General features: G+C 59.6%; 26 protein-coding genes and 1 pseudogene. 13 read left to right on the top strand and 14 right to left on the bottom strand.

Annotated elements, in window-relative coordinates; translation table 11 throughout:
- Together CYR52_RS18895 and CYR52_RS18890 are read right to left on the bottom strand one after the other, a co-directional pair.
- Window positions 1-223: PAAR domain-containing protein (locus tag CYR52_RS18895; RefSeq protein WP_175579001.1), on the bottom strand; the 223-nt coding region annotated here is incomplete at its 3' end.
- A 3-nt stretch (window positions 224-226) separates the two neighbouring features.
- Window positions 227-724 carry a hypothetical protein gene (locus tag CYR52_RS18890; RefSeq protein ID WP_101829191.1) on the bottom strand — a complete coding sequence of 166 codons (498 nt, stop codon included), beginning with the start codon at window positions 722-724 and terminating at the stop codon, window positions 227-229.
- Between the two features lie 183 nt (window positions 725-907).
- Here CYR52_RS18890 and CYR52_RS18885 point away from each other — a divergent pair, with 183 nt between their 5' ends.
- The 7 genes from CYR52_RS18885 to CYR52_RS18855 all read left to right on the top strand — a co-directional run bounded on the left by CYR52_RS18885 (window position 908) and on the right by CYR52_RS18855 (window position 8,510).
- Window positions 908-1,534: a DUF1007 family protein gene (locus CYR52_RS18885; RefSeq protein ID WP_101829190.1), complete on the top strand. Its 627-nt coding sequence runs from the start codon at window positions 908-910 to the stop codon at window positions 1,532-1,534.
- Window positions 1,525-2,535, top strand: a complete 1,011-nt coding sequence (locus CYR52_RS18880; protein ID WP_101829189.1) for a nickel/cobalt transporter — start codon at window positions 1,525-1,527, stop codon at window positions 2,533-2,535. Before CYR52_RS18885 ends, CYR52_RS18880 begins: the two co-directional genes overlap by 10 nt.
- A gap of 137 nt (window positions 2,536-2,672) precedes the next feature.
- Window positions 2,673-3,491: an ATP-binding cassette domain-containing protein gene (locus CYR52_RS18875; RefSeq protein ID WP_101829188.1), complete on the top strand. Its 819-nt coding sequence runs from the start codon at window positions 2,673-2,675 to the stop codon at window positions 3,489-3,491.
- Window positions 3,488-4,264, top strand: a complete 777-nt coding sequence (locus CYR52_RS18870) for an ABC transporter ATP-binding protein (RefSeq protein ID WP_101829187.1) — start codon at window positions 3,488-3,490, stop codon at window positions 4,262-4,264. The genes CYR52_RS18875 and CYR52_RS18870 overlap by 4 nt, the downstream gene beginning before the upstream one ends.
- 68 nt (window positions 4,265-4,332) lie before the next feature.
- The gene (locus CYR52_RS18865) at window positions 4,333-5,790 is read left to right on the top strand and encodes an ABC transporter substrate-binding protein (RefSeq protein WP_101829195.1); all 1,458 of its coding nucleotides are present in this window, start codon (window positions 4,333-4,335) and stop codon (window positions 5,788-5,790) included.
- 99 nt (window positions 5,791-5,889) lie between these two features.
- Window positions 5,890-7,584, top strand: coding sequence for an ABC transporter permease subunit (locus CYR52_RS18860; protein WP_101829194.1), 1,695 nt, complete (start codon window positions 5,890-5,892; stop codon window positions 7,582-7,584).
- Entirely contained in the window at window positions 7,584-8,510 is a 927-nt protein-coding gene (locus CYR52_RS18855) for a nickel/cobalt transporter (RefSeq protein WP_101829186.1), read from the top strand. Before CYR52_RS18860 ends, CYR52_RS18855 begins: the two co-directional genes overlap by 1 nt.
- 53 nt (window positions 8,511-8,563) lie before the next feature.
- On the opposite strand, the gene CYR52_RS18850 is transcribed toward CYR52_RS18855, so the two are convergent.
- The 3 genes from CYR52_RS18850 to CYR52_RS18840 all read right to left on the bottom strand — a co-directional run bounded on the left by CYR52_RS18850 (window position 8,564) and on the right by CYR52_RS18840 (window position 11,885).
- The gene (locus CYR52_RS18850) at window positions 8,564-9,664 is read right to left on the bottom strand and encodes an NADH:flavin oxidoreductase/NADH oxidase (RefSeq protein WP_072929221.1); all 1,101 of its coding nucleotides are present in this window, start codon (window positions 9,662-9,664) and stop codon (window positions 8,564-8,566) included.
- Window positions 9,665-9,723: 59 nt separating this feature from the next.
- Complete coding sequence (gene araJ / locus CYR52_RS18845; RefSeq protein WP_072929223.1) at window positions 9,724-10,908, bottom strand: MFS transporter AraJ; 1,185 nt, start codon at window positions 10,906-10,908, stop codon at window positions 9,724-9,726.
- An 89-nt stretch (window positions 10,909-10,997) separates the two neighbouring features.
- Window positions 10,998-11,885: a LysR family transcriptional regulator gene (locus CYR52_RS18840; protein WP_072929225.1), complete on the bottom strand. Its 888-nt coding sequence runs from the start codon at window positions 11,883-11,885 to the stop codon at window positions 10,998-11,000.
- Between the two features lie 145 nt (window positions 11,886-12,030).
- Between CYR52_RS18840 and CYR52_RS18835 the strand changes: the two genes are divergently transcribed.
- On the top strand, window positions 12,031-13,128 hold the full coding sequence (locus CYR52_RS18835; protein ID WP_101829185.1) for an oxidoreductase: 1,098 nt from the start codon (window positions 12,031-12,033) through the stop codon (window positions 13,126-13,128).
- A 44-nt stretch (window positions 13,129-13,172) separates the two neighbouring features.
- On the opposite strand, the gene CYR52_RS18830 is transcribed toward CYR52_RS18835, so the two are convergent.
- The gene (locus CYR52_RS18830; RefSeq protein ID WP_101829193.1) at window positions 13,173-13,865 is read right to left on the bottom strand and encodes a helix-turn-helix transcriptional regulator; all 693 of its coding nucleotides are present in this window, start codon (window positions 13,863-13,865) and stop codon (window positions 13,173-13,175) included.
- 77 nt (window positions 13,866-13,942) lie between these two features.
- Between CYR52_RS18830 and CYR52_RS18825 the strand changes: the two genes are divergently transcribed.
- Window positions 13,943-14,338: a VOC family protein gene (locus tag CYR52_RS18825; RefSeq protein ID WP_241522432.1), complete on the top strand. Its 396-nt coding sequence runs from the start codon at window positions 13,943-13,945 to the stop codon at window positions 14,336-14,338.
- A gap of 278 nt (window positions 14,339-14,616) precedes the next feature.
- The gene (locus tag CYR52_RS18820) at window positions 14,617-15,825 is read left to right on the top strand and encodes an aldose 1-epimerase family protein (protein WP_101829184.1); all 1,209 of its coding nucleotides are present in this window, start codon (window positions 14,617-14,619) and stop codon (window positions 15,823-15,825) included.
- Window positions 15,826-15,869: 44 nt separating this feature from the next.
- Here CYR52_RS18820 and CYR52_RS18815 read toward each other — a convergent pair whose 3' ends face one another.
- Window positions 15,870-16,838, bottom strand: coding sequence for an apurinic/apyrimidinic endonuclease family protein (locus CYR52_RS18815; RefSeq protein WP_101829183.1), 969 nt, complete (start codon window positions 16,836-16,838; stop codon window positions 15,870-15,872).
- 80 nt (window positions 16,839-16,918) lie between these two features.
- Entirely contained in the window at window positions 16,919-17,698 is a 780-nt protein-coding gene (locus CYR52_RS18810) for a DUF3750 domain-containing protein (RefSeq protein WP_072929233.1), read from the bottom strand.
- Between the two features lie 244 nt (window positions 17,699-17,942).
- Between CYR52_RS18810 and CYR52_RS18805 the strand changes: the two genes are divergently transcribed.
- Window positions 17,943-18,431 (top strand): hypothetical protein, encoded by a 489-nt coding sequence (locus CYR52_RS18805; RefSeq protein WP_072929624.1) that lies wholly within the window; start codon window positions 17,943-17,945, stop codon window positions 18,429-18,431.
- 44 nt (window positions 18,432-18,475) lie between these two features.
- Here CYR52_RS18805 and CYR52_RS18800 read toward each other — a convergent pair whose 3' ends face one another.
- The gene (locus CYR52_RS18800) at window positions 18,476-19,567 is read right to left on the bottom strand and encodes a tyrosine-type recombinase/integrase (protein WP_101829181.1); all 1,092 of its coding nucleotides are present in this window, start codon (window positions 19,565-19,567) and stop codon (window positions 18,476-18,478) included.
- A gap of 263 nt (window positions 19,568-19,830) precedes the next feature.
- Between CYR52_RS18800 and CYR52_RS18795 the strand changes: the two genes are divergently transcribed.
- Window positions 19,831-20,445, top strand: a complete 615-nt coding sequence (locus CYR52_RS18795) for a MerR family transcriptional regulator (RefSeq protein ID WP_101829180.1) — start codon at window positions 19,831-19,833, stop codon at window positions 20,443-20,445.
- Window positions 20,446-20,850: 405 nt separating this feature from the next.
- A pseudogene (locus CYR52_RS18790) lies at window positions 20,851-20,991 on the top strand (DUF6500 family protein); the annotation flags it as partial.
- A 363-nt stretch (window positions 20,992-21,354) separates the two neighbouring features.
- Here the strand turns inward: CYR52_RS18790 and CYR52_RS18785 are convergent.
- The 5 genes from CYR52_RS18785 to CYR52_RS18765 form a co-directional block, all read right to left on the bottom strand.
- Window positions 21,355-22,308 (bottom strand): nuclear transport factor 2 family protein, encoded by a 954-nt coding sequence (locus tag CYR52_RS18785; RefSeq protein ID WP_101829179.1) that lies wholly within the window; start codon window positions 22,306-22,308, stop codon window positions 21,355-21,357.
- The gene (locus tag CYR52_RS18780; protein ID WP_101829178.1) at window positions 22,305-23,309 is read right to left on the bottom strand and encodes an LLM class oxidoreductase; all 1,005 of its coding nucleotides are present in this window, start codon (window positions 23,307-23,309) and stop codon (window positions 22,305-22,307) included. Before CYR52_RS18780 ends, CYR52_RS18785 begins: the two co-directional genes overlap by 4 nt.
- A 49-nt stretch (window positions 23,310-23,358) precedes the next feature.
- On the bottom strand, window positions 23,359-23,685 hold the full coding sequence (locus tag CYR52_RS18775) for an EthD family reductase (protein ID WP_101829177.1): 327 nt from the start codon (window positions 23,683-23,685) through the stop codon (window positions 23,359-23,361).
- Window positions 23,686-23,835: 150 nt separating this feature from the next.
- Entirely contained in the window at window positions 23,836-24,924 is a 1,089-nt protein-coding gene (locus CYR52_RS18770) for an alkene reductase (protein ID WP_101829192.1), read from the bottom strand.
- A gap of 5 nt (window positions 24,925-24,929) precedes the next feature.
- Window positions 24,930-25,925, bottom strand: coding sequence for an LLM class flavin-dependent oxidoreductase (locus CYR52_RS18765; RefSeq protein ID WP_165698484.1), 996 nt, complete (start codon window positions 25,923-25,925; stop codon window positions 24,930-24,932).
- Between the last annotated feature and the right edge of the window lie 222 nt (window positions 25,926-26,147).

The following is a 26,147-nucleotide window of genomic DNA, read 5'->3' as shown; positions in this document are numbered from 1 at the left end:
CCACCGGGCTGCCATGAATGGTAAAGCGCGTGTCGCCGTCAATCACCCGGCCGCGCCGGCCGCACTTAGGGCAGTCGGTGGTGACATCGCCGCGCCGGATAACTGCGTGGCCATAAACGTTGTACTGGGCGAGCGGGAGTGAGGGGAGCAGCCGTGCGCCGGTGGTGGTTTTATCACAGGAGAGCGCTTTGCCGCGCCCGTGAATATTGGGCCGGTATCCCATGATTTACGCCCCGGTGACGTGCAGGAAATCCTCCGGCATCGGCACGCCCTGCTGCGCGATGAGGTAGCAGCTGCCCTGGGGCGTGCTGATAATCTCATCGCCGTTATCGAGGCGGCTGCCAACCAGCGCCACGCCCAGGTCCTGGTAGGTGTGCAGGCTGCCGGCACTGCTGATAATCCGCGCGGTGCTGCCGTCCGGGTAGGTGACGGTGCAGCCTTCTGTCAGCACACTCACCCATTGGCCGTCACTGAGCCGGATTTTATAGCCCTGTTCTGGGTCAGGGTTAAACTCATCGGCCACGCCGCCGCGGCGGGTCAGGCTGCCTGCCACGGCGAGGCGGTAAATGGCCGTTACCGGATGCGCGCGATGGAATGCTTCCTGGGTGGCTATCAGCGCTCGGGCGTCGTCGTTCATCTCCGCACGCTGAGCGGCGGTAAACACAGGTTCATTTATCGACGCCACTAAGGCCGGGGTCAGAGCATTGGTGTAGTGTTGCGGCATAAGAATCCCTTGCAATCTATGTGGATAAATTGCGGAGTATCATACGCGCAACGAGAAATTCGGGTGATGTGCCACATGGCACAGGGCGCCGCGGCGGCGGGCCTGCTTTCCCCACGCTTGCCACCACCGCCCGGAGCCGATATTGTCCGCGCTTGTGGTTAACAACCAGGACGCCGTAGCACTATGCGACTCTCTTATCTGCCCCTGCTGTTGTCGGTTTGCGCGCCGCTGGCGTGGGCGCACCCGCACAGCTTTATCACCATGCAGGCGACGCTCCTCCAGCAGGATGCGCAGCTGACCGGCCTGCAGATGCGCTGGACGATGGATGAAATCACTTCTGCCGATCTGCTGTATGACGCCGGGGACGCGCCGCCCGACTCGGAAGTATGGAAAAAGCTCGCCGCTGAGGTGATGGCCAACGTGTTGGGCCAGCACTATTTCACCGAGTTCTACCATGGCGGCCAGCGGGTCAAATTCCATAACCTGCCGCCCTCTTACCGCCTGCTGCGTGAAGGGCATAAGGCGGTGCTGGAGTATGTGCTGCCGCTGGCCACGCCGCAGCCGCTCAAAGGCCAGACGTATACCTTCTCCACCTTTGACCCAACCTATTTCGTTGATATGCATTATGAAAACGCCGCCAGCCTGCACCTCCCGCCGGAGATGGACGCCTGCACCATTACGCTGGACACCCCAACGCCTGACGCCTCGCTCCAGAACTATGCCCTGTCGCTGGATAAAGCCGATGCGCCGCCGGAAGACATGGATCTCGGCCGCCAGTTTGCCCAGAAGGTGACCCTGACATGCCAGTGATTTCCCAGACACAGACGTTACGCCGCCGCCGTTGGCTCCAGCTCTGGCCGCTGCTGTTGCTGGCAGCCGTGCTGCTGCTGGGCGGGTTGTGGCTGATGCAGCACTGGCCCTCGCTGTTGTGGCAGGGCACCCAGTGGCAGCGCAGCCTGAACGGGCAGATCGCCGCGCTGATGCAGCAGGTCAGGGCCGAGCCGCAACGCGCCGGGCTGGTTCTGGTGCTGTTCAGCCTGTTGTACGGCATCCTCCACGCAGCCGGGCCGGGGCACGGCAAACTGGTGATCACCACCTATCTGGCGACCCACCCCTCCCGGTTGAAAAGTAGCCTGCGCCTGACCTTTGCCGCGTCGCTGTTGCAGGGCAGCGTGGCGGTGGCGCTGGTGACGCTGCTGCTCGGCGTGTTTGATCTCTCCTCCCGCCAGTTGCACCAGAGCAGTTTCTGGCTGGAGCGCGGCAGTTACCTGCTGGTAATGGGGCTGGGCGTGCTGTTGATGGGCCGCGCATTCAGGGCGCTGCGCCAACAGTGGCACAGCCTGCGGCAGCCGTTCCGGGCATTGCGGCCGCTGAAGGGGGAGCCGCATGTGCACAGCGAACACTGCGGCTGTGGCCACCGCCATATGCCGACCGATGAGGCACTGGCGGCGGCGGGGGATTGGCGCACCCGCGTCGCGCTGGTGCTGTCGATGGGGCTGCGCCCTTGCTCGGGCGCCATCATGATGCTGCTGTTCGCCAAGGTGATCGGCGCTTACCTCTGGGGCGTGGTGGCGGCGTTTGTGATGGCGTTCGGCACCTCGCTGACCATTTCGCTGCTGGCATTGGGCGTGCACAGCCTCCAGCGGCTGTTGATGCGCAACCTGCGCAGCGGCCCGGTGCCCGCCTGGCGGCGTATCGGCCGCGCCTCCCTGACCCTCGCCGGGGGGCTGTTGCTGCTGGCGACCGGGCTGTTCCTCTGGTTCAGCGCCCAGCCGGGGCTGACCGGCAGCGGCAATCCCTTGCTGCGCTAACCCCCACAGGGAGGCATCGCTTCCCTTTTTTATGCCTGAATTTTGCCTTTTCCGGTAAGCCGTGGTTGCAAGCTCTGTGGACAAATTGTTATGTTATTACATATCAAGAAGCAGAATTTGGATAAAGGGCAGACGTTTTGGCGAACGGAACCGCAGAGTTATTGGTTGTTTCAGCGTTTTCACTGGCGATTGCCGGTGAGGAAAAACTGTCGCCGCTCTCGTTTAGCCTGCGGGCCGGTGAGCGGGTGGCGCTGATTGGCGCGTCCGGTTGCGGAAAATCCCTGACGGCCGGGGCGCTGCTCGGCGTGCTGCCGCCAGAGGCCACCTGGCGCGGCAGTGTACGCCTTGACGGCCATGAGGTAGCAGGGCTGCACCCAGCCCGGCGCGCAGCCGGGCAGCGGGTGGCCGCGATTTTTCAGGACTCCGCCTCTGCGCTCAACCCGCTGGTGACGGTCGGCAAGCAACTGATGAAGGTGCTGGCGACCCAGCCGGGCGACGCCGCCGCGCGGGCTGCGTCGCTGCTGCGCGAGGTGGATTTTGACGACCCGGCGGCCATCCTGTCCCGTTACCCGATGCAACTCTCCGGCGGCCAGCGCCAGCGGGTCTGCATTGCGCTGGCGCTGGCCTGCCGCCACCGGCTGGTGGTGGCCGATGAGCCGACCACCGCGCTGGATCTCACCACCCAGCAGCATGTGGTGGCCGCGCTGACCCGCCTGACCGCCCAACCGGAACCGCCTGCACTGCTGTTTATCACCCACGATATCGTGCTCGCGGCCCATTTATGCCAACGCGCGCTGGTGATGGCGCAAGGGCGGATCGTGGAGCAGGGCACCTTTGACCAGCTGACCCACGCCCCGCAACACCCCTATACCCGTGAGCTGGTGAGCGCCGCCCGCCGCGCGGGGGAGGCGATTGCCCCGCTGCACCCGGCGATGCCTGCGGTGAGGGCGCTATGACGATGCCTTTCCTGACAATGGACAGCGTAAGCTACCGCCCGCCGCACACCGCCCAGCCGCTGCTGCATGACATCACGCTGCATATGCAGGCGGGCGAGCGCATCGGGCTGGTGGGGCGCTCCGGCAGCGGCAAATCCACACTGCTGAACCTGCTGCTGGCGCTGGCCCCGGCCACGCAAGGCACCATCTGCTGCTTACAACAGCCGGTGCGGCCGGGGTCGGTGCGCTCGCTGCGCGACTACCGACGCCGCGTGCAATACATCCCGCAGGACCCGGCCACCAGCCTGCACCCACAGATGCGCGTCAGCGATCTGTTGCTTGAGCCGTTGCGCCGGTTGGGCCATGAACGTGACCCGGCACGACGCATCGCCGAGGTGCTGGATCAGGTCGGGCTGGCGGGCAGCATCGCGCACCAGTGCGCCGGGCAGCTCTCGGGCGGGCAGGCGCAGCGGGTGGCGATCGCCCGCGCCATCATCCTGCGGCCCGACTTTTTGCTGGCGGATGAGCCGCTCAGCAGCCTGGATTTGCCGCTGCGTGAGCAGATTACCGCGCTGTTCGCCCACCTGGCGGCGGAAACCGGCATGGGGATGCTGATGGTCTCCCATGATATGGCCTGCGTGGCCGCCCTGTGCCCGCGGATGGTGGTGCTGGAGCAGGGGCAGATCGTGGAAGATCGCCCCACCGCCCAGTTACTGGCCGGCCCGGCCCACCCTTGTACCCGCGCCCTGCTGGCTGCGGTTCCCCGGCTGACGGCCCCGCGCCTCGCCTCCTGAGCGTTAAAAAGGACAATCCCGTGAATAACCCGTTTTTTTCCCTGCCGAAGGCCGGTCTGCTGGCCGGAATGCTGTTGCTGTCAGGCTGTTTCAATGAACCGCCGCCGGAAACGCAGGAGGACGACGGGCCGCGGATCCGGCTGGCGATGCTTCAGCCGCCGCGTTCCGGGCTGACGCCGCTGAGTGACGACGCCTTTAAGCTCTCCCGCTGGCGCACGGCGGAAACCCTGGTGACGCTGGACCCATTAGGCGAGGCGCAACCGGCGCTGGCGACCCACTGGCAACAGCTTGATGCCCGGCGCTGGCGTTTTACCTTGCGCGAAGGCGTGCAGTTCCACGACGGCAGCCCACTGACCGCCGCCAGTGTGGTGAATGCGCTGACCACCGCCGCCCATGCCGCGCCGAAACCGCGCATCCTCGACGGCGTGACCCTGGACGCGGTGGCGGACGGTGATCACAACGTGATCGTCACCACCGCCCGGCCTGACCCGCTGATCCCGCAGCGGCTCTCCAGCCCGCAACTCGCCATCCTCGCGCCTTCCGCCTATGGCAAAAACGGCGTGGTCAACCCGGTGAAAGCCGGCACCGGGCCGTTTGTGCTGACGCAGGTCAACGGCACCAGCAGCGCCCGGCTCGACCGTTTTGCGCATTACTGGGGCACCAAAGCACGCGCGGCGGGCATTGATGTGGCCTTTGTGCCGGACGGCACCGCGCGCGCCGCCGCCCTGCGTACCCACACCGCGGACATCGTCGAGGCGGTGCCGGTGTCACAGGTGGCGCTGCTCGACCCGCAACGGGTGCATGAAGTGCCGATGCCGCGCACCAATACCCTGTACCTCAACAGCCGCACCGGCCCGTTCCGTGACCCGGCATTGCGGGCGGCGGCACGTCAGGCACTTAACCGGCAGCAACTGATCGACAACGTCTACGAACGCCGCGCTGACCGTGCCGACGGGCTGCTTGGCCCGGCGCTGCCGTGGGCGGCCGCGTTGCGTCAACCGGTGGCCGCACCCACTGCACCGGCGTCACCCAACGGCGCGACCATCACCCTGGCGACCTTCAGTGACCGTGCCGAACTGCCGGAAGTCGCGACCTATCTCGCCCAGCAGCTCAGCGCCGCCGGGTTCACGGTGAAACAGGTGGTGCGGGAGTACGCGCATATCGAAGCGGACGCGCTGGCAGGCAAGTTCGATGCCTTTATCCTCTCCCGCGCCACGGTGCTGGACTCAGGCGACCCGGTGGCCTATCTCTACAGCGATTTCGCCTGTAAAGGGTCGTTTAACCTGTCGCAACTCTGTGATGCGCGCATCGATCAGGCGCTGGAGCAGGCGGCGGCCATCCCGGCCGGGGCTGAACGGCGGCAGGCGATCATGGCGGCCGAGCAGCGGATTCTGGCCTCTGATGCGGCCCTGCCGCTGCTGCATGAACGGGTTATCCAGGGCGAAGCGGCGGGCGTACGCGAGGCGGCGCGCGATCCGCGTGAACGGATGCTGGTCACCTCTGACACCACAGTGTTAACGGACTAAGCCGTGCGCGTTTTTCATCGATTCTGCCTGGGGGCAGACAGGCTGTTGCCGCTGCTGTCACGCCTCGTCACGCTGGGCGCGGTGGTGGCGCTGGTGGGGATGTTGCCGTGGCTCTCCGGCCGCGATCCGGCGCTGGCGCTGCTGCGGGCGCGATCCGGCGATCAGGAGGCGACACCGGAGACACTCAACGCCATCCGCGAGGCGCTCGGGCTGGAACAAGGGCCGCCGGCACTGCTGCAACAGTGGCTGCGCGGCCTGCTGCACGGCGATGCCGGCACCTCCTGGGTGTCCGGCCAGCCGGTCGGGCCGGGGATGTTGCAGGCAGCCGGTGTCTCCCTGACGCTGATGGCGTTTGCGCTGCTGGTGGCCGTGCTGGTGGCCGGGCTTATCTGCCTGCGCCCGTTTCTGGCCGGGCTGAAAGGCCGGGCGCAGCGCCCCGGCGGCAGCGTGCCCGCCGCGCTGACCGCCTTGCCGGAGTTTTTGCTGGCCTCCCTGTTGTTGCTGGTGGGGGCGGTCTGGCTTCAGGCGTTCCCGCCCTTTGGCTGGCGCAGCCTGCACCATGCGGTGTTACCGGCGCTGGCGCTGGGGATCCCGGCCGGGGGGCTGCTGGGGCGGCTCTTTTCTGATGCGTTCGCCGCCACCTTCCATGAGAAATGGCTGTTGACCTGGCAGATGGCCGGTGTGCCGCGCAGCCAGATTGCCGCGGCAGTGTTCCGGCGCACGCTGCCGGGGCTGCTGTCACAGGTCGGGCTGGTGATCATCGGGCTGACCGGCGGGGCAATGGCGGTGGAAAAAGTGTTCGCCATTCCGGGGCTGGGGCGCGCCACACTGGGCGCGGTGGCGGCGCAGGATCTCCCGGCGTTGCAGACCGGCCTGCTGCTGCTGTTGCTGCTGGCGTGTGGCGTCGGTGCAGCGGCCAATCTGGGACGGCGCGCACTGCTTGGCCCGGCACTGCACGCCGGGGCGTTACCGGCTGCCATGCCGGCGCCCCGCCTGCCGCCGGGGGCGTGGATCGTCCCGGCTGCGTGTGCGCTGCTGCTGCTCATTACGGTTATCGCCGGCCTGCCGCGTGACCCTGTCACGCCGATGTTTATGCGCTTGCAGCCGCCCGGCTGGGATCTGCCGTTCGGGGCGGATGCCACCGGGCGCGATCTGCTGGCGCGGGTTGCGCATGGCGCGCTGCATACCTGTGCGCTGGCGCTGGCGGTGACGTTTGCCAGCCTGGCGATCGGGCTGCTGGCCGGGCTGTTTCCGCGCCTGAGCAGCGGCCCGGTGGAGGTCGCCAACGCCATGCCGCCGGTGATTGCCGGGCTGGTGGTGGCGGCGGTGAACGGCCCGACCGCCGGGGGCGCGGCGCTGGCGGTGATGGCCACCAGTTGGGCACCGCTGGCGGCGCACACCGCCGCGCTGGTCAGCGAGATCAACGCCCAGCCGCATATCCGCATTCTGCCGGTGCTGGGGGTCGGCCCGTGGCGGCGGACGCTGCGTTATCTGCTTCCGGCGCTGAGCGGGCCGTTGCTGCGCCATGCGATGTTACGGCTGCCGGGGATTGTGCTGGCGCTGGCGGCGCTCGGTTTCCTGGGGCTGGGCGCACCGCCGCCCGCGCCGGAGTGGGGGCGGGTGCTGGCCGAAGGGATGCCGTACCTCGAGCGTGCAGGCTGGGCAGTGCTTGCGCCCGGTGGCGCGCTGGTGCTGTTTTCAGTACTGGCGGTGACCACCGCCGGGCTGGCGGGGCGGCGCAGACGGACACGGGCAACTATAGTCAACAGGTCAACCACTATTGGGGCTGCCTGATGAAGAGTCTGTCACTGAAAAATGCCAACCCTGCCGCCCTCGCCATGCTCGCGACCGGCGCACTCCTGCTGGCTGCCGCGTCGGCGCTGCTCAGCCGCTACTGGCCGGACTTTATCCAGGCCTGCCTCAATGCGCAGATTTACCTGCACCGCTCTCTGGTGCTCTATCTGCTGCAACAGCATAACCACCAGGCCAGCGGCGGGCTGATGCTGACGCTGTGCAGTTTTCTCTACGGGGTGCTGCACGCAGTGGGGCCGGGCCACGGTAAATTTGTTATCACCACCTATCTGGCCAGCCACCGGCAGCAACTGAACACCAGCCGGATCATCACCCTGCTCGGCAGCCTGACGCAGGGGGTGACCGCGATCCTGTTCGTGCTGGTGCTGGCGGTGCTGTTTAATTTCTCGATGGGCGATCTCAGCCGCAGCCGCTACTGGGTGGAGAAAATCAGCGCATTGCTGATCGCCGCGTTCGGGCTGGTGGTGATGCTGCGCGCCGCCGGGGTGAATGGGCGCGGCAGTGCGCAGCATGACGCGGGCTGCGGTTGCGGGCATTCTCACCCGCCGGATACCGGCGGGAAAAACGCCCTGTGGGTGATCGCGGCCATCGGCATCCGGCCTTGCAGCGGCGCGATTCTGATCCTGGTGTTTGCCAATGCCCTCGGCATGTTTACCTGGGGCATGATCGCGGTGATGGCGATGGCGCTCGGCACGGCCCTGGCCGTCACACTGCTGGCGACGCTGGTGCACCACGCGCGGGAACGGATTATTGCCGCGCCGGGCGGGCTGGCAGGGCGTTATCTGCCGCCGGTGGCCCGTGGCGTGATGATGTGCGGCGGCGCGCTGCTGATGCTGTTTGCGCTGGTGCTGTTTACCTCGGTGATCCCGGTCAGCGCCAACGGGGATTTCATCGCCGCCGGGTGTTAACGGCGAAAAAAAAGGGCGGCCACCGGCCGCCCTGCATACACGTATCGCGGCGATTACTCGCCGATCCGGTAACGCTCCAGCCAGTGTGCGTAAGGGGCCGGCAGCACCCAGGAGGGTTTCTCCACCTGGAGTTGCTGCGCCAGACGGTAGCTGTAGTGCGGGTCAGCCAGCATGGCGCGGCCAATCATCACCAGGTCCATATCCCCTTCGGCAATGCAGCGTTCCGCAACGGAAGCCGCTTCCACGCCCCAGGAGGAGGCAACCGGCAGGTCTGCTTCGTTGCGAACACGGCGGGCCACCGGTGCCAGGAAGCCCGGCCCCCACGGAATGTTACTGTCCGGCGTGGAGAAGCCGACGCTGACGTTCAGCATATCCAGCCCTTTTTCGCGCAGGATGTTGGTCAGGGCAATCGCCTCCGACAGGGTTTCCTCGTCGCGGCCGTCATACTCAATCACACCAAAACGGGCGGTCAGCGGCAGATCCTGCGGCCACTCGGCGCGCACGGCGTCGAAGGTTTCAATCAGGAAGCGGCTGCGGCCGGTGAAATCACCGCCGTATTCGTCGGTACGCTGGTTGGCGTGCACTGAGAAGAAGCTCTGTGCCAGATAGCCGTGGGCGAAGTGCAGTTCCAGCCACTCGAACCCGGCATCACGCGCGCGGCGCGCGGCTGCCACGAAATCCTCCGTGACGCGCTGGATGTCCGCTTTGGTCATGGCTTTCGGCACTTTCGGCAGGTTTTTGCCGAACGCGACCGCAGACGGTGACAGGGTTTCCCAGCCACGGGCATCGCCTTCCGGGATATGGTCGTCGCCTTCCCACGGCGCATTCGCGCTGGCTTTACGCCCGGCATGGGCGATCTGGATGCCCGGCACGGCACCTGCCTCTTTGATTGCTTTGGCGATGTTCGCCAGCTCTGCCGCCTGCTCATCATTCCAGATGCCGAGATCCCCTGGGGTGATGCGCCCTTCCGGGGCCACCGCAGTTGCCTCGACGATCACCAGACCCGCGCCGCCGCGTGCCAGCCCGGCGTAGTGTACCCGGTGCCAGTCATTTACCAGACCGTCAACCGCCGAGTATTGGCACATCGGGGGTACGGCAATACGGTTTTTGAGTGTCACGCTTTTCAGCGTGAACGGTGTAAATAGCTGAGCCATCGTTATCTTCTCTTTGTCATGAAATAGCGTGCCCGGTGAAATGGGCAAGGGCAAACAGCCTAGTGCCTTTCCTGCGCCGGCGAGTTGATATTTGTGCGGTTTGGGGTAGTCAAACGCCCATACAGCATTAACGACAGCATGGCCGACAGCGACAGCAGCGCCGCCGGCAGGGCGACGTAGTTGTACGCGAAATCCAGGGTGATCATCAGCCCGCCGCAGAATGCGCCCAGCGCGCTGCCGAGGTTGAAGGCGATCTGCCCGCCCGCCGCGCCGAGCATTTCACCGCCTTTCGCATTTTGCAGCAGCAGGATTTGCAGCGGTGCCGAGAGCGCAAACAGCCCGGCGCAGCTGATAAACGCGAAGCTGAGCGAGGCCGCCTGGTGCGCGGAGAAGAAGAAAATCATCACCAGCGAGATAACAATCACCAGGTCGGTAATCACCGCGATACGCAGCGGAGGGACACGGGCAGATAATCGGGCACTTGCCAGGTTCCCCAGCACCATGCCCAGCCCGGCCAGCATCATAATGGCCGGCATCGCCGCTTCCGCGAAGCCGGAGACACCCAGCATCACCGGTTTGATGTAGCTGAACCAGGCAAACACCCCGGCGTTACCCAACAGGGTGGCCAGAAAGATCAACCAAGGCGCGGGTGATTTCAAAAACCGGAACTGTTCGCGGAGTTTGGCCGTGGAGGTGTCCGAGAGCGTGGGGATCCAGCGTATCACCGCCAGCAATACCGCGAGGAAGAACGCCGCAATCAGCAAAAACGGCGCGCGCCAGCTGAATTCATGGCTCAGCCAGGTGCCGAGCGGAATGCCGACCAGGTTCGCCAGCGTCATCCCCGAGACCATGCCCGCCACCGCGGCGGTGACCCTGCCGGGGCGGGCGACTTTCGTCAGCATAATCGCCCCGACGCCAAAGAAGGCCCCGTGCGGAAAGCCCGACAGCAGCCGGCCGATAACCAGCATCAGATAGGAGGAGGAGCAGGCGAACAGCGCATTGCCGAGCACGCACAGCGCCACCAGAAACAGCAACTGGCTTTTCAGCGAGAACTTATTGGAAACCAGCGCCATCACCGGCGCGCCGATGACCACGCCGAGCGCGTAAAACGAAATCATATTCCCGGCGTCAGGGATCGGGATCTGCACGTCGTGCGCCAGCTCCGTCAATACGCCCATCATGCCGAATTCGGCCATACCCAGCCCGAATGCCCCCATCGCCAGCGCGATGACTACCTTTTTCATCCGATTGCCCTTTGTGTGGTTTGTTGTAGGGTAGCGCCTTACGCACCAGCCGGGGATTCACGATATCCCTGATTTTAGTCAACTTTCGGCTATACCCCGGCCACCGGCCTCAGCGCGGTTTTCAGGGCGTCGATAAACAGCGTCACCCGGCGCGGCAGATAACGCGCGGTGGGTAACACGGCCCAGATGGAGAGCGGCTGCGGGGCGGCATCACCCAACGCAATCTCAACCAGGCTGCCCTGGCTTAACTCCTCTTTCACATCCCAGTACGTCAGCTGGGAAAGCCCCAGCCCCTGAATGCATAACGCCCTGATGCCCTCAACGTTACTGGACGTGAAGCGCCCGTCCACGCTGTGGCTGATGATCTGCCTGTCCACCTCGAATGACCAGTTCAGCACGTTGGTCAGCCTGAGGCAGTTATGGGCGCGGAGATCGCTGAGGACGCCCGGCTTGCCGTGGCGGGCGAGGTAATCAGGCGAGGCGCACAGGATGCGCGGGTTATCCGCGATTTTCCGCGCCACCAGGCTGGAGTCCCGCAGTGGGGCGACCCGGACGGCCACATCAATACCGCGGCTGACGATGTCCACCACTTCATCATTGAGCTGCAAATCGACCCGCATTTCCGGGTTATTCAGCAGCAGATCGGGGATCAGCGGCACAATCGTCCTGCGGCCCAACCCGGAAGGGGCTGTGATGCGCAACAGCCCGCCCGCGCCCTGCGCTTCCGGCATAAACAGGGCCTTGGCGCTGGCTTCGGCGTCCGTCATCGCCCTGGCGTAAGGGATAAACTCTTCGCCCTCCTGCGTCAGCGACAGGGCGCGGGTGGTGCGCTGGATCAGCCGCTTGCCCACTTCGTGTTCCAGCAGCGCCAGCCGCCGTGAAACGGACATCGGCGACAGGTTAAGGCGGCGCGCAGCCTGCGCCATACTGCCGCTTTCGGCGATCACCAGAAACAGGTGCACATCGCTGAGGTTCATCTTGTCACACGCTCCCGGAGATCACAGGGTAAGAGCGGCCAGTATAACGTGAAAGGTTATACCGGCCTATCCGGATAGGAGATTCAAACGGGGATCGGGACGGATTATATTGCAGGGAGAGATAAATCAGACCCCCGGAGACACCATGACTGCTTCACCCCTTTTCAGCCCCTTCACCCTGAACGGCCGCCCGCTTAAAAACCGCCTGGTGGTCGCGCCCATGACCCGCGTCAGCGCCTCGGAAGACGGCATCGCCAGTGAACGGATGAAAGCCTATTACCAGGACTTCGCCCGTGGCGGCTTTGGCCTGGTGATCAGCGAAGGCATCTATATCGATGCAGAATGGTCGCAGACTTACGCGTTCCAGTCAGGCATGGTCACCAGCAAACAGGCGGGCGCCTGGCGCAGCATTACCGACGCCGTCCACGCGCAGGGCAGCCGGATCATTGCCCAGATCCAGCATGCCGGTGCGTTGTCGCAGGGGAACGCCCACCGTTCAGGCAGCGTCGCCCCTTCAGCGGTACAGCCCGCCGGGGAGCAGCTCACCTTTTACCGCGGCGAGGGGCGCTACCCGGTGCCGCGCGCACTGGAGGAAGCAGAGATTCAGGCGATCATCACGCATTTTGCCGATGCCGCAGAGCGGGCTGTGCGTGAAGCGGGCTTTGACGGGGTGGAAATTCACGGCGCAAACGGCTATTTGCTCGACCAGTTCCTGACGGCGCACACCAACCTGCGCACCGACGCCTGGGGCGGAGACACCGCCGGGCGTTTGCGTGTGATCCTCGAGGTGATCAAGGCTGTCCGCGCCCGCGTGGGCCAGGATATCCCGGTCGGGATCCGCATTTCGCAGGGCAAGGTGAATGATTTCCACCATAAATGGGCGAACGGCGAAGAGGATGCCTGCACGGTGTTCACGCTGCTGGCGGCGTCTGGCGTGGATTATATCCACGTGACGGAGTACGAGGCGTGGAAGCCGGCGTTTGCTGACAACCCGCTGTCGCTGGTGGCGCTGGCACGTAAATTCGCGCCGGGTGTGACGCTGATAGCCAACGGCAGCCTGCATCAGGTAGCGGAAGCGGAACTGAGCCTGCAACAGGGCGCAGATTTGATCGCACTGGGCCGCGGCGCGCTGGCTAACCACGACTGGCCTGAGCGCGTCCGCCAGGGCGAGCCGCTGCGTGATTTCAACCGCGATATCCTCGGCCCAATCGCCGACATTAAAGAGAGTGAGCTGCCGTCCTGATCCTGTCAGGCCGCCCTGTGACCAGCCGCAGGGCGGCCATGCGGCTACGGCCCATCCACTACAATCCCCTGTTGTGTTTTCCACGCCTGCAGCAGCGCCGGGTGGGAGCTGGGGTAGCGCTGCGCCAGCACCCTCAGCGCGTCTATTCTGTCGGTTCTGAAGTGGCGGAAAGCCCGGCGCAACTCACACCAGCCCACCAGCAGGGTGGCAGCATCAAAATAGCCCAATGTCACCGGCCAGATCACCCGCTCTGACGCCTCAGCCTGCGCCGTCCGGTATATCAGTGCCACTTTATAGCGGCCGTGGATCGCCTCGCGCAGTTCAGCCTGGAACCGTGTCGACACCGGCTGTTCAGGCGGGCCGGCCAACACACGTTGCGAATGCACCGACTGCCGGGCGCATTCCGGCAGCACCGCGTGAATTTTTGCCAGCGCATCCTGGGCGGCGAGGCTTAAGGCCGGGTCGCCGTGCCGCGTCACCCAATGGATGCCGAGCAGCAGCGCATCCATCTCATCACGGGAAAACATCATCGGCGGCAGCAGGTTATCGGCATGCAGGACGTAGCCCAGCCCGGCTTCGCCGCGGATGTCCGCGCCCTGCGCGTTGAGGGAGGCGATATCCCGGTAGAGGGTACGCAGGCTGATGCCCAGTTCCCCGGCAAGCTGCTGCCCGCTGACCGGGTAACGGCGGCGGCGTAAATGCTGAAGCAGGTTCAACAGGCGTTCCGCCCGGTTAATGCCTGATGCTGACATGTTTTGTCATTGCTCCGTGACAGAGTGTGGCCTCCATTCCTGAAGGAGAAAACCCCATGATAATGCCGAACCTGTTCATTCTCTATGTTGCCAGCCCCCCGGCGAGCAGTGCCTTTTATGAAAAATTGTTTGAGCGCGCGCCCGAAGTCGTGCTGCCGACCTGGGCCGCCTTTGCTTTTGACAATGGCCTGCATCTGGGGCTGTGGTCGACCCATGCCAGGGATTTTGCCTCAGGTGGCCCCGGCCCGGCCACCGAACTGAGCATTATGGTAAAAGACCGGCAGGAGGTTGAGGCGCTGTACGCCCGCTGGCCGGGCTGGGGGTGGAGATTGAACAGCCGCCGCATGATGCGGTATTTGGCCGAACCTTTGTGGCGTGTGACCCGGACGGCCACCGGCTGCGGGTCTGTATACCGGATTAGTGCCCCTCAGGCCTGCGGGCTTTATGTAACGGATTAATCAACATTTATTGCCGGTTATCCGCATCGGGTTAAGCCCGCCGCGAACAGCGATAGCGGGCTGAATCGTTTTAATATCCTGTGAATAAAGAGTGATTTACGTTACAGAAAGTGCTGCAAAAAAGTAATGATTCAGGGTGTTAAGTGACACCATTCACGTTTATCAGCGCTAAAATGCCCGGATACCGGGTGCGGTGATGCCAGTCACGTTTTCCACCGGCCGCTGTTTGTACTCTTGCGGCTCGTTAGCTAAATCAATTCAGCAACAGGGTGAAGAAAATGAAAAAAGCGTGTCTGGCAGGGATGATCATGGCGGCAATCAGTGGGCAGGCGGCGGCACAAAGCTGGGTGCTGACAGATGCTGAAAGCAGTACCGAGCTGGGAAACTGGCAGGTCAGCAGCCAACAGCTGAAATTGTCGAGTGAGCCCTTCAGCCTGCAACAGAAAGTGTTGCATGGCGGCAAGCAGGAAGGCTCAAAAGTGCTGACCCTCACCAGTGAAAACGGCCTGACCATCACCCTCAGCCCGACCCGCGGCATGGATCTGTTGCATGTGAACGGCCACGGCGTGCGCCTCGGCTGGGATTCGCCGGTGGATGAAGTGGTTAACCCCGCCTATATCAACCTGGAGAGCCGCAACGGGCTGGGCTGGCTGGAAGGGTTCAATGAGATGATGGTGCGTTGCGGCTTTGAGTGGACCGGCCACCCGGTCACCAAAGACGGCATGATCTACACCCTGCACGGCAAAGCGGGCAACACCCCGGCCTCAAAAGTCGAAGTGATTGTCGATGACCAGGCACCGCATGAAATCCGTATCCGGGGCCTGCTGAAAGAGACGACATTCAAAAAAGCCAAACTCGAAACCTGGACGGAGCTGCGCTACGTGCCGGGCGCGGACTCCTTCACCCTTCATGATGTGCTGACCAATAAAGCGGACTATCCGCATGATTATCAGATTATTTATCACAGCAACTTCGGGATGCCGATCCTGGAAAAAGACGCGCGTTTCCTGGCCCCGCTGAAATCGGTTTCGCCGTTCAATGACTATGCGAAAAAAGGGCTGGCGGACTGGAATGTCTACGGCGCGCCGACCAAAGATTTCGATGAAATGGTGTTTAACCTGGTGCCGAAAGCGGACAGCAACAGCAAAACCGTGGCGGCCGTGGTGAACAGCAAAGGGGACAAAGGTGCCGCAATTGAGTTTGATACCCGCCAGTTGCCGCTGCTGACGATGTGGAAGAACACCGATACCCAGAAGCAGGGCTACGTAACCGGCATTGAGCCGGGCACCAACTACGCCTACCCGGTGACAATTGAGAAAGAGCAGGGCCGGGTGAAGCAGTTGCAGCCGGGGCAGAGCACTGAATTTGTGCTGACCTACTCACTGTTGAAAGATGCTGACGCGGTGAAGCAGGTGCAACAGCGGATCACCCGGATTCAGGGTGACGAGAAAGTCCAGGTGGACGAAAAACCGATCGCCGTTGAGTAACGGCGCAGGCCACCGGGCTGACACGGCGTCGGCCCGGTGGGGCATTACTGGATGATCCCGCGGCGTTGCGCGTGGTTATACAGCCCGTCTCTGGCGAGGTTTTTCATTTTCACCTCACACATAATGTCGAACTCACCAAACGACAGCGCCCAGTCATTCAGGGTGTTATTGAAGTAGTAATCGGAGTGCGCCCGCAGTTTGGTCTTTGGCAGCCCCAGCACCAGCTGGTCCGGGAAACCCTGCTCCGGGATCAGGCCTTCCTGCGAAATAGAGTAGTGCAGCACCGGCCTGACGCCGCGCCAGGAGGCAATCACCTGCGCCACGCGCGGATCATCCGGCATAATGAATTCATTCTCTTTTACCCAGTTGTGGTGGATGTCCAGCACGATCGGGCAGAGAGGGGCCGCTTGCAGCACGTCATCCAGCGAGCAGGAGATCTCATCATTTTCCACTGTCAGCATCCGCCTCGCGGCTTCGCTGAGCTGCCCGAATGCTGCCTGGAATCCTGCAAACCCTTTCCGGCCATTCATGTGGATATTGATTTTAAAATCCTGGAAGGTTTTGCCGTACCCCATTAAGGTTGCGCACAGCGCATGGTATTCGACATCCTCAATCGCCCGCTCGACCACCAATGGCGTATCCGATGCCAGCACTGAATATTGCCCAGGGTGGAAAGAGAGCCGGATATTATACTGCCGGGCAATCTCGCCGCAGCGGGTAAATAACGGGTATAGCTCCGGCAGGAAATCATTATAGATCGGCGTGGCTTCCGGTACGGTATATAACGGCAACAGATCGCTGCCGATGCGCATCATCCTTAAAGCTTCCGGTAATAAAGCCAATTGCTCCAGCGTTAAATAGAGGTTGGTTAAATTAACCACGGAGAGATCATAAATCAGCTTTTTCTGTTCTTCAGCAGGTAAACTGAGAAAACGCTTGCGGGTGGTGGCCCGGAACGGGTAAGCCTGTTTCAGGTCAGAATCAAGATATTTACATGCAAAGCCTAGTTTCATTATACCCCCTGTGAACGTGATATAAGTGTAACAGCTCACAGTGAGTTGGGGGAAAGCCGCGCAGAAAAGGCTGCCCGGCGTTATTCCTTCCCGGCCACGGCCGGTGTACCGGTGAAGCCGACACGGCCGATAAACGGCAAGCGCAGCGCCGGCGAAGCGATGTCCACCCCAAGATTCAGGCCCAGGATGTTGAACTCCAGCCCTTCCTGCGCCCCGGCCGTGACGCCGAGCACGCCCAGCAACGACACCTGCACCCCCCGGCCGGAAGGCGGCAGCCCTACCGGGCTAAGCAGCGGCCGGTAATCCTTGCCGATGGCATTGGACGGCAGATCCAGCGCCAGTTCAGGCACTTCCCGGCCAATGTGCGCCATAAAGGTGTTGCTGTTGGGGCCGGGCCAGGCGTGATAGGTGTGCGGGAACGGATAACGTTCGATAGCCGCCTCAATCCGCGGGATCATCGCTTCAGCATCCACGCCCTGATGGGAGGCCAGCAGCGCAGGCTGTGAGCCGAACCAGAAGCCGTCCGGGATCGCGTAGTTACGGCGCACCACATTATTGCCGCCCCAGCCGATCACATCGTAGCGGGTGTATTGGGTTTCACCCGCCCGTTTAAAGATGATCCACGGGTGCAGCGCCACCTTCCCGCGCCAGCCATAAGTGGGTGCGGCATAGACTTGCACAATGGCGATTTTACTGAATGCGGCCGGGTCCGGCGCCAGGCGGGCGGAGTCCCGGCGGGCGCTCGCCCAGCTCTGGGCGGCCGGGGTTTCCCTGTCCTGCGAGGCTCTGGCAAAGCTATATCCCAGTGATAAAAAGACGATACAAAGGTAACAGAGACTAAACCATTTAAGGTAAATCATAGTGTCTTCACGGTGGGGGGTAGTCAAACCACTAAATTACTGTAAATAAATACAGCGGGCAAGAGGCAACGGGCCGTTGCGCGATGAATATTTTTTAAGCAGTATGCAGCTCGCCTTTTAGCCGCCGCACACCGCACGCCCGATAAAAATGCGCGAAAAAACATCAGGCGAAACGCCGGAAAACGCGGAAAACCAGAACCTTAGCTATACTTATTTCCATGTTGACGCAAAACGGGGTGCCCGCATGATCAAGACAATGGAAGAACTCAATAAAGTCCGTGATGACTGCTATCGCCTGGTCACCCGCCGTTCATCACTTTCGGGGGTGGCGTCTGCCGTGCCGCTGCCGGGGATCGATGTCGGCTCCGATGCCGCGATTTTGCTGGAGATGTTACCGGCGATCAGCAAGAAGTTTGAGCTGTCAGAAGCGGATATCGAGGCGCTGGACCCAACCACCAAAGCCCTGGTGCTGACCACTGCCGGCAGCATTGGCTCCAAGGTGATCGGGCATTCAATTACCCGTGATTTGGTGATCAGGCTGCTGAAAAAAGTGGGCGTGAAAATGGCCTCAAAGCAACTGGTAAAATATGTGCCGTTCGCCGGCCAGATTATTGCCGCGGGCATTGGTTTTACCGCCATGAAATATGTGGGCAATGCCCATGTGAATGCCTGTTATCAGGTGGCGAAATCGGCCCTTGAGCAGCAGGAAAATAACGCACTCACCCGCACCTAGTCTATTTTTCCGCCTCACGCCGGTTAGGGTAAATAAAATGGATTTTACCCTAACCGGCTATTTCCCACATCAAGGCGATCGCCTTTGTATTTATGGTTCAGTTCGCCTACGCCATCATGCTCTATCAATGTGAAAAGAAAGTCAGAGTATTTGCACAGCGCGTCCTGCATCTGCTCAATATAGTCGTGCCGGTCATAGGTGCGGTCCAGCCCGACCAGACTCTGGTTAAGGATTTTACGCGAAACATCGCTGGTGACATTGAGTGACGCCAGGCAACTCCTGGCCGTCCGGCGTAAATCGCGTGGTGAAAAAGGGTCCAGCGCCGGCATGGTCGGGTCACTGGTCATCCGCCGTAACGCCTGGCTGAGCACCACTTTGGACATCGGCGCGTTGGGCTTTTTGTTGGACGGCACCAGCCATTCACTGCCTTTACCCGCCGCAATCAGCTTTTCAATGCAGAGTTTCATGATCGGGCTGATGGGCAGACGGTGATCACGGTGGGATTTATTGCGGTTGCCCTGGTTCCACATGTTATTTTCCAGATCAAACTCGCTGACCCTGGCGCGCAGCACCTCATCCGGGCGGCGCGCGGCGGCCAGCACCAACCGGGAAGCCCAGCGGGTGGATTCGCTGACATTGTGGTAATCCCAGATGTGCCAGAACACCCAGATTTCAGCGTCTGACAGGGTGCGCTCGCGGGGCGCGGGTGCCGTGCCGCCGACTTTATTGATCGGGATGTCCCCAACCGGCGATTGCTCCAGGTAGCCCTGATAAACACACCAGGCCAGAAACTGTTTCATCAGGGAAAACACGCGCTTACTCTGCACAATTTTCCCTTGCATAATCAGCGGGTTGGTCAGCCGGTTCACCGTGACTTTGGTGATTTTTGAGATCGGCAGGTCAGCAATTTTCGGCATGACGTGGATCAGAATACAATGCACCCCCAGCTCCGGGCGGCGGCGTGTGACCATCAGTGACAACCGGGTAAACAGCATGAACGCTTTGCTGAACGGCGGATCGTTATCGGAATAATCTTCCAGCTGCTCAATCGGGGTCGCGAGTGTCGCGTTCAGGTAAGCGATGGTTTCAGCCGAGCAGTTTTCTGCGGCTTTATCTTCACTGAAGCCTTTGATCATGGCCATTTCTCCGTAAGATTTTGTTCAGCATAGCGCGCTTGTGAAAATGATTCCATACCTTCCAAGTATGGAATCATTTAGGTGAGTTTAGGGTGAATCTATCGCGGATACGAGGGGCAATGGAAGAGAGCTATGATGTGCCTGCGCTGTCGTGATTTCTGTGTGCGAATTGCACAATTCGCCGTAATGCTTTACTAATAACAGATAACGACTTTAGTAACTGGTAAACTGGCTGTATACTGTACATTCAAGAGGGGTAATTTATGACACATGCGGCCAAATTGAATGAGTATCAGCTTAACCTGCTTAAGCGCATCAACAACATAGCACTGGCCTTAATGCCTGAATTTGAAGACAAGGCAGAGGCCATGAACGCGGTCAGCCTGGATGATAAAACGTTAATCCAGCGTTTATACACGACGATGCTCGAGCAAAACACCCGGGTACCCGACAGTGAACTGCGTAAGGCCCGCCGTCGCCGTGAAAACCTGGAAAAATTCTACGAGCAGCTTCAGGCATTGGGCGGCACCCTCAAAGTGAATGATGTCGCGAATATTCTGGGTATTTCCCGGCAAGGCGTGAATGCCCGTGTGAAAAAGAACAGGCTGCTGGCCTTTAAACAGAACGGCGATTTTATCTACCCACGTTTCCAGTTTACTGAAGCGGGTTTACTGCCCGGCTTTGAAGAGGTGATGAGTGCCTATGATCCTGCGCTTCACCCAATGTTGATGCTGAATCATCTGAAAACGCCGATCGATGTGCATGATGAGGGCGTTTACAGAACCCCCATTGAGATATTACAGAACGGCGCAAACGAAAAAGAGATGGCCGTGTTGGTGCGTAACGCCCATCTTTTTGGTCAGCAGATGGCAGGTTAAAAAGAGGGGCGCAACGGTGCCCCTCTGTCATCAGTACGGGTCTGAGGCAATCTGGAAGTTTAGCCCCTCTTCAAGCAATGCTTCGCCCGTCATATAAGATTCTGCCCAGCCAGAGGGGAATATCGCGGAGTCATACTCTTTGTATTCCCTCAATGTCCACATTCCCCCCGGTGTATCTCTGAAAGGGATCGTTCTCCCTGGCTGACGCCAGAAAGCGTAGCATTTCTTATATCGGCGATGCCTGCTGTCATAGGCGATGCCATCAAATGTTTCCCCATAGTCTGCATACAGGGGTCAGTTTGGATATCGAGCATTATTGTACGTTAAGGCTAAATTTTGACCTACCCCTCTCGTTAACCGCTGTGTGATAGTCAGGGGCCTCCGCAACCACACCAGGGATAGGTCATGAGAGCCATCATTCGAGCGAAGACAGTGAAGGTATGTGAAGCCAGGATTGCGGCTAAAGGGGATGAAATTGGCATGTCATTTTATGCTTTTTTTGCCAACAAGAATGATGAACCAGAATTACTCATGGAAGTAGCCCAATGATTGATCATAGAGATCAAGCTGGACCACGTTGGAAAAGCCAGATAAATAATATCTCTTGTATAGCGTAGTCTGTATTAGCCCGGACTTGATCTGGCACTCTTGATACCCCTGGCAAGACCTTATAGGGCCCCGTTTGGGAAACGGAAATATTGTACTTAAGGTGCTTTTTTGTACTTTTATAGCGGAGTAAAGGGATGACCCGATCGAATCTCATAACTTTCACCGGTGATATTTTTCGGGATATTAGCAATTGTCTTTATGAATTGTAGTGGCTGAGGGGATTTTTACTTCAAACAACGACTTAACAATTAAGCCTTCAAAGCCTGAAAGCTTAATTGCCCAAAAAAGGCGCCAAGAGTTTCAGTTCAGAAATGGAGGATTCTCTTCAGTGAACCAACCGGGAACGTACTCGCTCCAGCTGAACTTCCACAAACCCTCTTCTTTGCGAAGCTCGATTCGATAGTGAGCACCGTACATCCACTCACCATTCTCATTTTTTATCTGCCCGGGGATTAAGCGGCCCGTCCACATTTCAGCCGTTTTACCGTCAGTTCCAAGGGTAATTTTTAGTGGGACGCCATAATGCTGCATCCATGGCCAGTGACGACGAAACTCTTTCAGCGATCCGACAATATTGTGCAGGCCGTTTAAGGGTCCCAGAGGAGGAAATTGTCCGCAAGCATCTACGGTGTAACAGGTGCGGAACTGGCTAAAATCATTCTGGTCGATCCCCCACGAATAGCGTGAATACGACTCCTCAATTTGCTCTTCTTCAGTCGCCTTTATCTGGTTGTGCGCAATGCAATGCCAGGGGGAATCCAGCTCACTGACCAGAACAGGTGGGGCATCTCCCGGACGCCACCCCTGCTGCCCAGGAGGCAGACGCCAGTTAACCAGATAATCACTGTCACCTTCCGCCCAGCCAATGTTTATAAGCACTTCGGTAAGCTTCCAGCCGTCAGACTCTGCTTTCAGCGTCAGTCGCAACACTGCACCAAAAAGGGCAACGGGATTATATTTTGCGCCTGGCGCCACCTCACCATACAGATAGGCGCTTACCATGGCGGTCCCTTCTCCGTTCGCAGCTGCATAATAATTAGAAGTAACCAGATTCAGATGCTTTTCAGACATTGTATCTTCACGTAGTGCTGCGATTAAGGCTTCTTTACCATGAAGCATGCCTTTGTGGCTGCTTCTGAGTTTGACCGTATCAGCCATAAAGTCTTCCGCATCGGCCCAGAGGCCGGATTCCCAGTTTTTGCGAAGTTTTTCCATAAAACCGAGTGCATCTGAGCGGCTAAGAGGGGTAATCATTGAGTATCTCCTTTCTGTACAGCGCCTGGAAAGTGAGGTAATACAAATTCTGCCATCTCCTGCAGGATATCTGCGGCGGGTCGGCGGGCAGGCTTGAGGTTAAGGGCAATATGCGATACGCCCTGGGATTCCTGCGTTTTCCACAGGTTTATCAGTGCATTTCTGCCTGTCCGGATGCCGTTGAAACCCTGCTGTAGAGGGAGGTCGGGATTTTCGTCCAAATCAAAGAAGGTGGCATACCCGTAAGGTTTAAATACACCAGCAGGGAGTAATGAGCGCCACCAGGTGATGAGATCAGAAAGTTGTCCAAAATCACCGATGTGCCATATCCAGCCATCGCTGCGTTCAGCTATCCAGCTAATTTCCTGTCGCGCGCGGCCCACTACGATTGTGGGGATTTTCTTACTGACAGGCTTGGGCATCATCGTGAGGTTGCCGTTTAACTCGCCATAAAACTCAGATTTTGCTTTGGGGAAATTCTTTTGCGTCAGTGTCTCAATCAAATCCCATGCATCGCGGTAGCGCGCTGCTCGATTATCATAATTCGCGCCAAATGCGGGATACTCAGTCGGGCGGTCACCGGTAGAAAGTCCCATAACAAACCGGCCGTGAGAGAGAAAATCCACTGACATTGCCTGTTTGGCCGTTATCACAGGATCGCGAAGGGGAAGAACAATCCCTGTAGTACCTAGAGTTATCTGCTTCGTGGTCGTCGCCAGGGCACCAAGATAAACCATCGGGTCCAGAATCTGGCCGGTATCACCAAAAGCCGGATCGAAGAAAGGCACATCGCGTAACCAAAGGCTGCTGAATCCAGCGCTGTCGGCCTTACTCGCGAGTTCAAGATGCTGATGCATCGTAGGCCAGGGAGAGAATGGATACCCTTCCAGTGGCATTATGAAGCCAAAGGTGAGTTTTCCCGGCTGAAAGATCCGGGCATATCCGGCATGCGTTGAGAGAGCCGGTGGCATTTTCGAGATTTCACTGTCTGATGGGGTCATTTTGACGGTCCGGTGTTAACCAGCGCGAACGCTGGCTAAGAGTGATGTCTTAACGTTTTCTGATTTCGGTGATGTAGGTGATGGCGGCACTATCGACAAAGTTCGGCACATCCCGGAAGGCTTCCTGACCAACCGGCGAGTCAAAGGCGGCCACGGCATCCTCAATGGAGTCGAACCATAATTCAGAGAACCCATCGACCGGTGCATCCGGGTATTTTTCACGATCGACAGGGTTAAGGACGTAGCCCCGTAATCCCGGTAAACGCAGTGCAATTTCCGTGTGTACTTCATCCCAGTGCTTTACAAACTCCTCAAAGCTCTGTCCCTTTTTACGGGTAAGAAAGCCCACATGCTTGAAGCCGTTTGAAGATGTCATCGTGTTCTCCTGTGTACAGTTATCTGCAAATATTGTTTGAAACAGCGTAATTGATGAAGCTGACGCGCGTTTTCTGGTGCATCCTGACGCAATGCCATTAAGTTTGGCTAATAGCAGGTTAGTGGTGCCTGGAGTTTCACTGGCTGCGCCTCAGACATGATCCTCACCATGGAAGGGATAGTCGGTATAGCCTTCTTCCCCCCCGCCGTAATAGGAACTGCGCCTGGCCATAGTGAGTGGCCAGCCCTTGCGGACCCGCTCAACAAAATCTGGATTGGCGATAAACGGACTGCCAAAAGCCGCAAGATCGGTCAGCCCATCGTCGATAAGTGCCGCGGCCTGAACGGGAGTAAGGCCACCGGCGAGGATAAGCGTGCCACGCCATACCTTTCGGAAATCGCGCAACAGGCCGTTAAACATCACGGGCCCCTGGGCCATCAGGTGGACATAAGCTATCCCTCTGCGGCTAAGCTCCTTACCGATATAAAGATAGGTTTCTGAGGTATCGGCGTAAGGAGCCATGTCCTGAAGTTGATTACAGGGGGAAAGGCGCACGCCCGTCCGGCTTGTACCAATTTCATCTGAAATGGCGTCAACAATTTCCAGAAGAAGGCGCGTACGGCTTGCCAGGCTTCCGCCGCCATAGCCGTCATCGCGCGTATTCAGTACAGGATTAATGAATTGTTCAATGAGATAGCCATTGGCACCATGCACCTCCACGCCATCAAACCCCGCCGAAATGGCGTTGGCAGCGGCCTTGCGAAAATCAGCCACTATCTGCTTAATCTCTTCAGTCAGCAGGGCGCGGGGCGGGCTTGCAGGAACCGTTGCAGGTTCACCATTTTCATCCCAGGCAAAGGCGCTGCCACCCTGAACGGCGACGGCGCTGACAGGGGGCTGCCCCTCAGGCTGGAGGCTGGTATGAGATACCCGTCCAACATGCCAGAGCTGAGCAAATATTTTTCCTCCTTTCTTATGCACGCCCTGTGTGACGGGCAGCCAGGCTTCAACATGACTGTCGAGATAGATCCCCGGATTAAAGAGATAGCCAGTGCCTTCACGAGAGACCGGTAAACCTTCAGAAATAATTAATCCGGCGCTGGCACGTTGTGCGTAATAAAGTGCCGTTAAGGCATCAGCATGCTCGTCCCGTGCGCGGGAGCGCGTCATGGGCGCCATGATAAAGCGGTTTTTCAGCGTGATATCGCCGAGCCTGTAGCCGGTAAATAGCTTCTTCATCGCCATCAGTTCCAGGCTTCAGCGATGAGCTGATGTGACCTGATCCTTGCATCGGCATCATGTATCCACGAATTCACCATAATTTCATCCGCACCGGTACGGCGGACCAGGTCATTCAGTCCGGTCCGGACGGTCTCTTTTGTGCCCCACACCGATTCACGCAGCTGAGTCAGTACGCGCTGAGCCTCGACCGGATGCCAGAGCGCATTCATATCGTCTACCGGCTTCGGTAATTTCACCTCAACGCCCCGCCCCAGATTTACAAACTTCTGCAGTTCGGTAGTCGCCAGATAGTCTGCTTCGCTCTGGCTTTCAGCGGCGACGACGTTGACGCAAATCATCACATACGGTTCGGCAAGCGATTCTGAGGGGCGGAAGCCTGAACGATAGGTATCAATGGCAGCAAGCATGGCATCAGGCGCAAAGTGAGAGGCAAAAACAAGGGGCAAACCTTTCTGCGCCGCCAGCTGTGCACTGAAGGTACTCGAACCCAGCAGCCACAACGGAATATCGAGTCCCGCACCCGGCACGGCCGTAATACGCTGCCCGCGTTGCGCAGGCGCAAGAAAATGCTGTAGTTCATCCAGCATGTCGGGAAAGTCGAGACCTTTGGCGCGGGTTTCACGGCGCAGCGCCTGCAATGTTTCCTGGTCAGTGCCCGGCGCACGGCCCAGACCTAAATCAACGCGGCCCGGATACATAATCTCAAGCGTGCCAAACTGCTCAGCGACAACAAGCGGTGCATGGTTTGGCAGCATAATGCCACCCGAGCCGATACGGATTTTTTCAGTTTTTGCGCCGATATGGCTGAGTATCACCGCCGTCGCCGCGCTGGCGATATCGACCATATTGTGATGCTCTGCCATCCAGAAACGGTGATACCCGGCTTTTTCGGCGGCCTGCGCCAGCCGCACGCTGTTGGTAATGGCGTCAGAAAGGGTATTGCCTTCGGTAATGGGTGCCAGGTCAAGCAGTGACAGGGGGATTGTTTTCTCTTTCATCATTATCTCCACATCGCCGGAACAGTCGTCCGGAGGTAAATTAATCATTTCGGAAATTACTATGATTGTTTTTACACGGATGATAAATCGGGTTTCGGTCGCATCTATGCGGACTTAGGTTCTACAATCCTGCTTCTTCTTTACGGGTATCTTTGATGTCTTACTCTGCGTCAACAAACCAAAACCACCTGCGACACGACGCGACAGACAGACAGACAGACA

The sequence above is a fragment of the Chimaeribacter arupi genome (assembly GCF_002858805.1).
Lineage (GTDB): Bacteria > Pseudomonadota > Gammaproteobacteria > Enterobacterales > Enterobacteriaceae > Chimaeribacter > Chimaeribacter arupi.
Note: the sequence above shows the minus strand (reverse complement) of the source record. Positions and strands in the feature narration are given on the sequence as shown.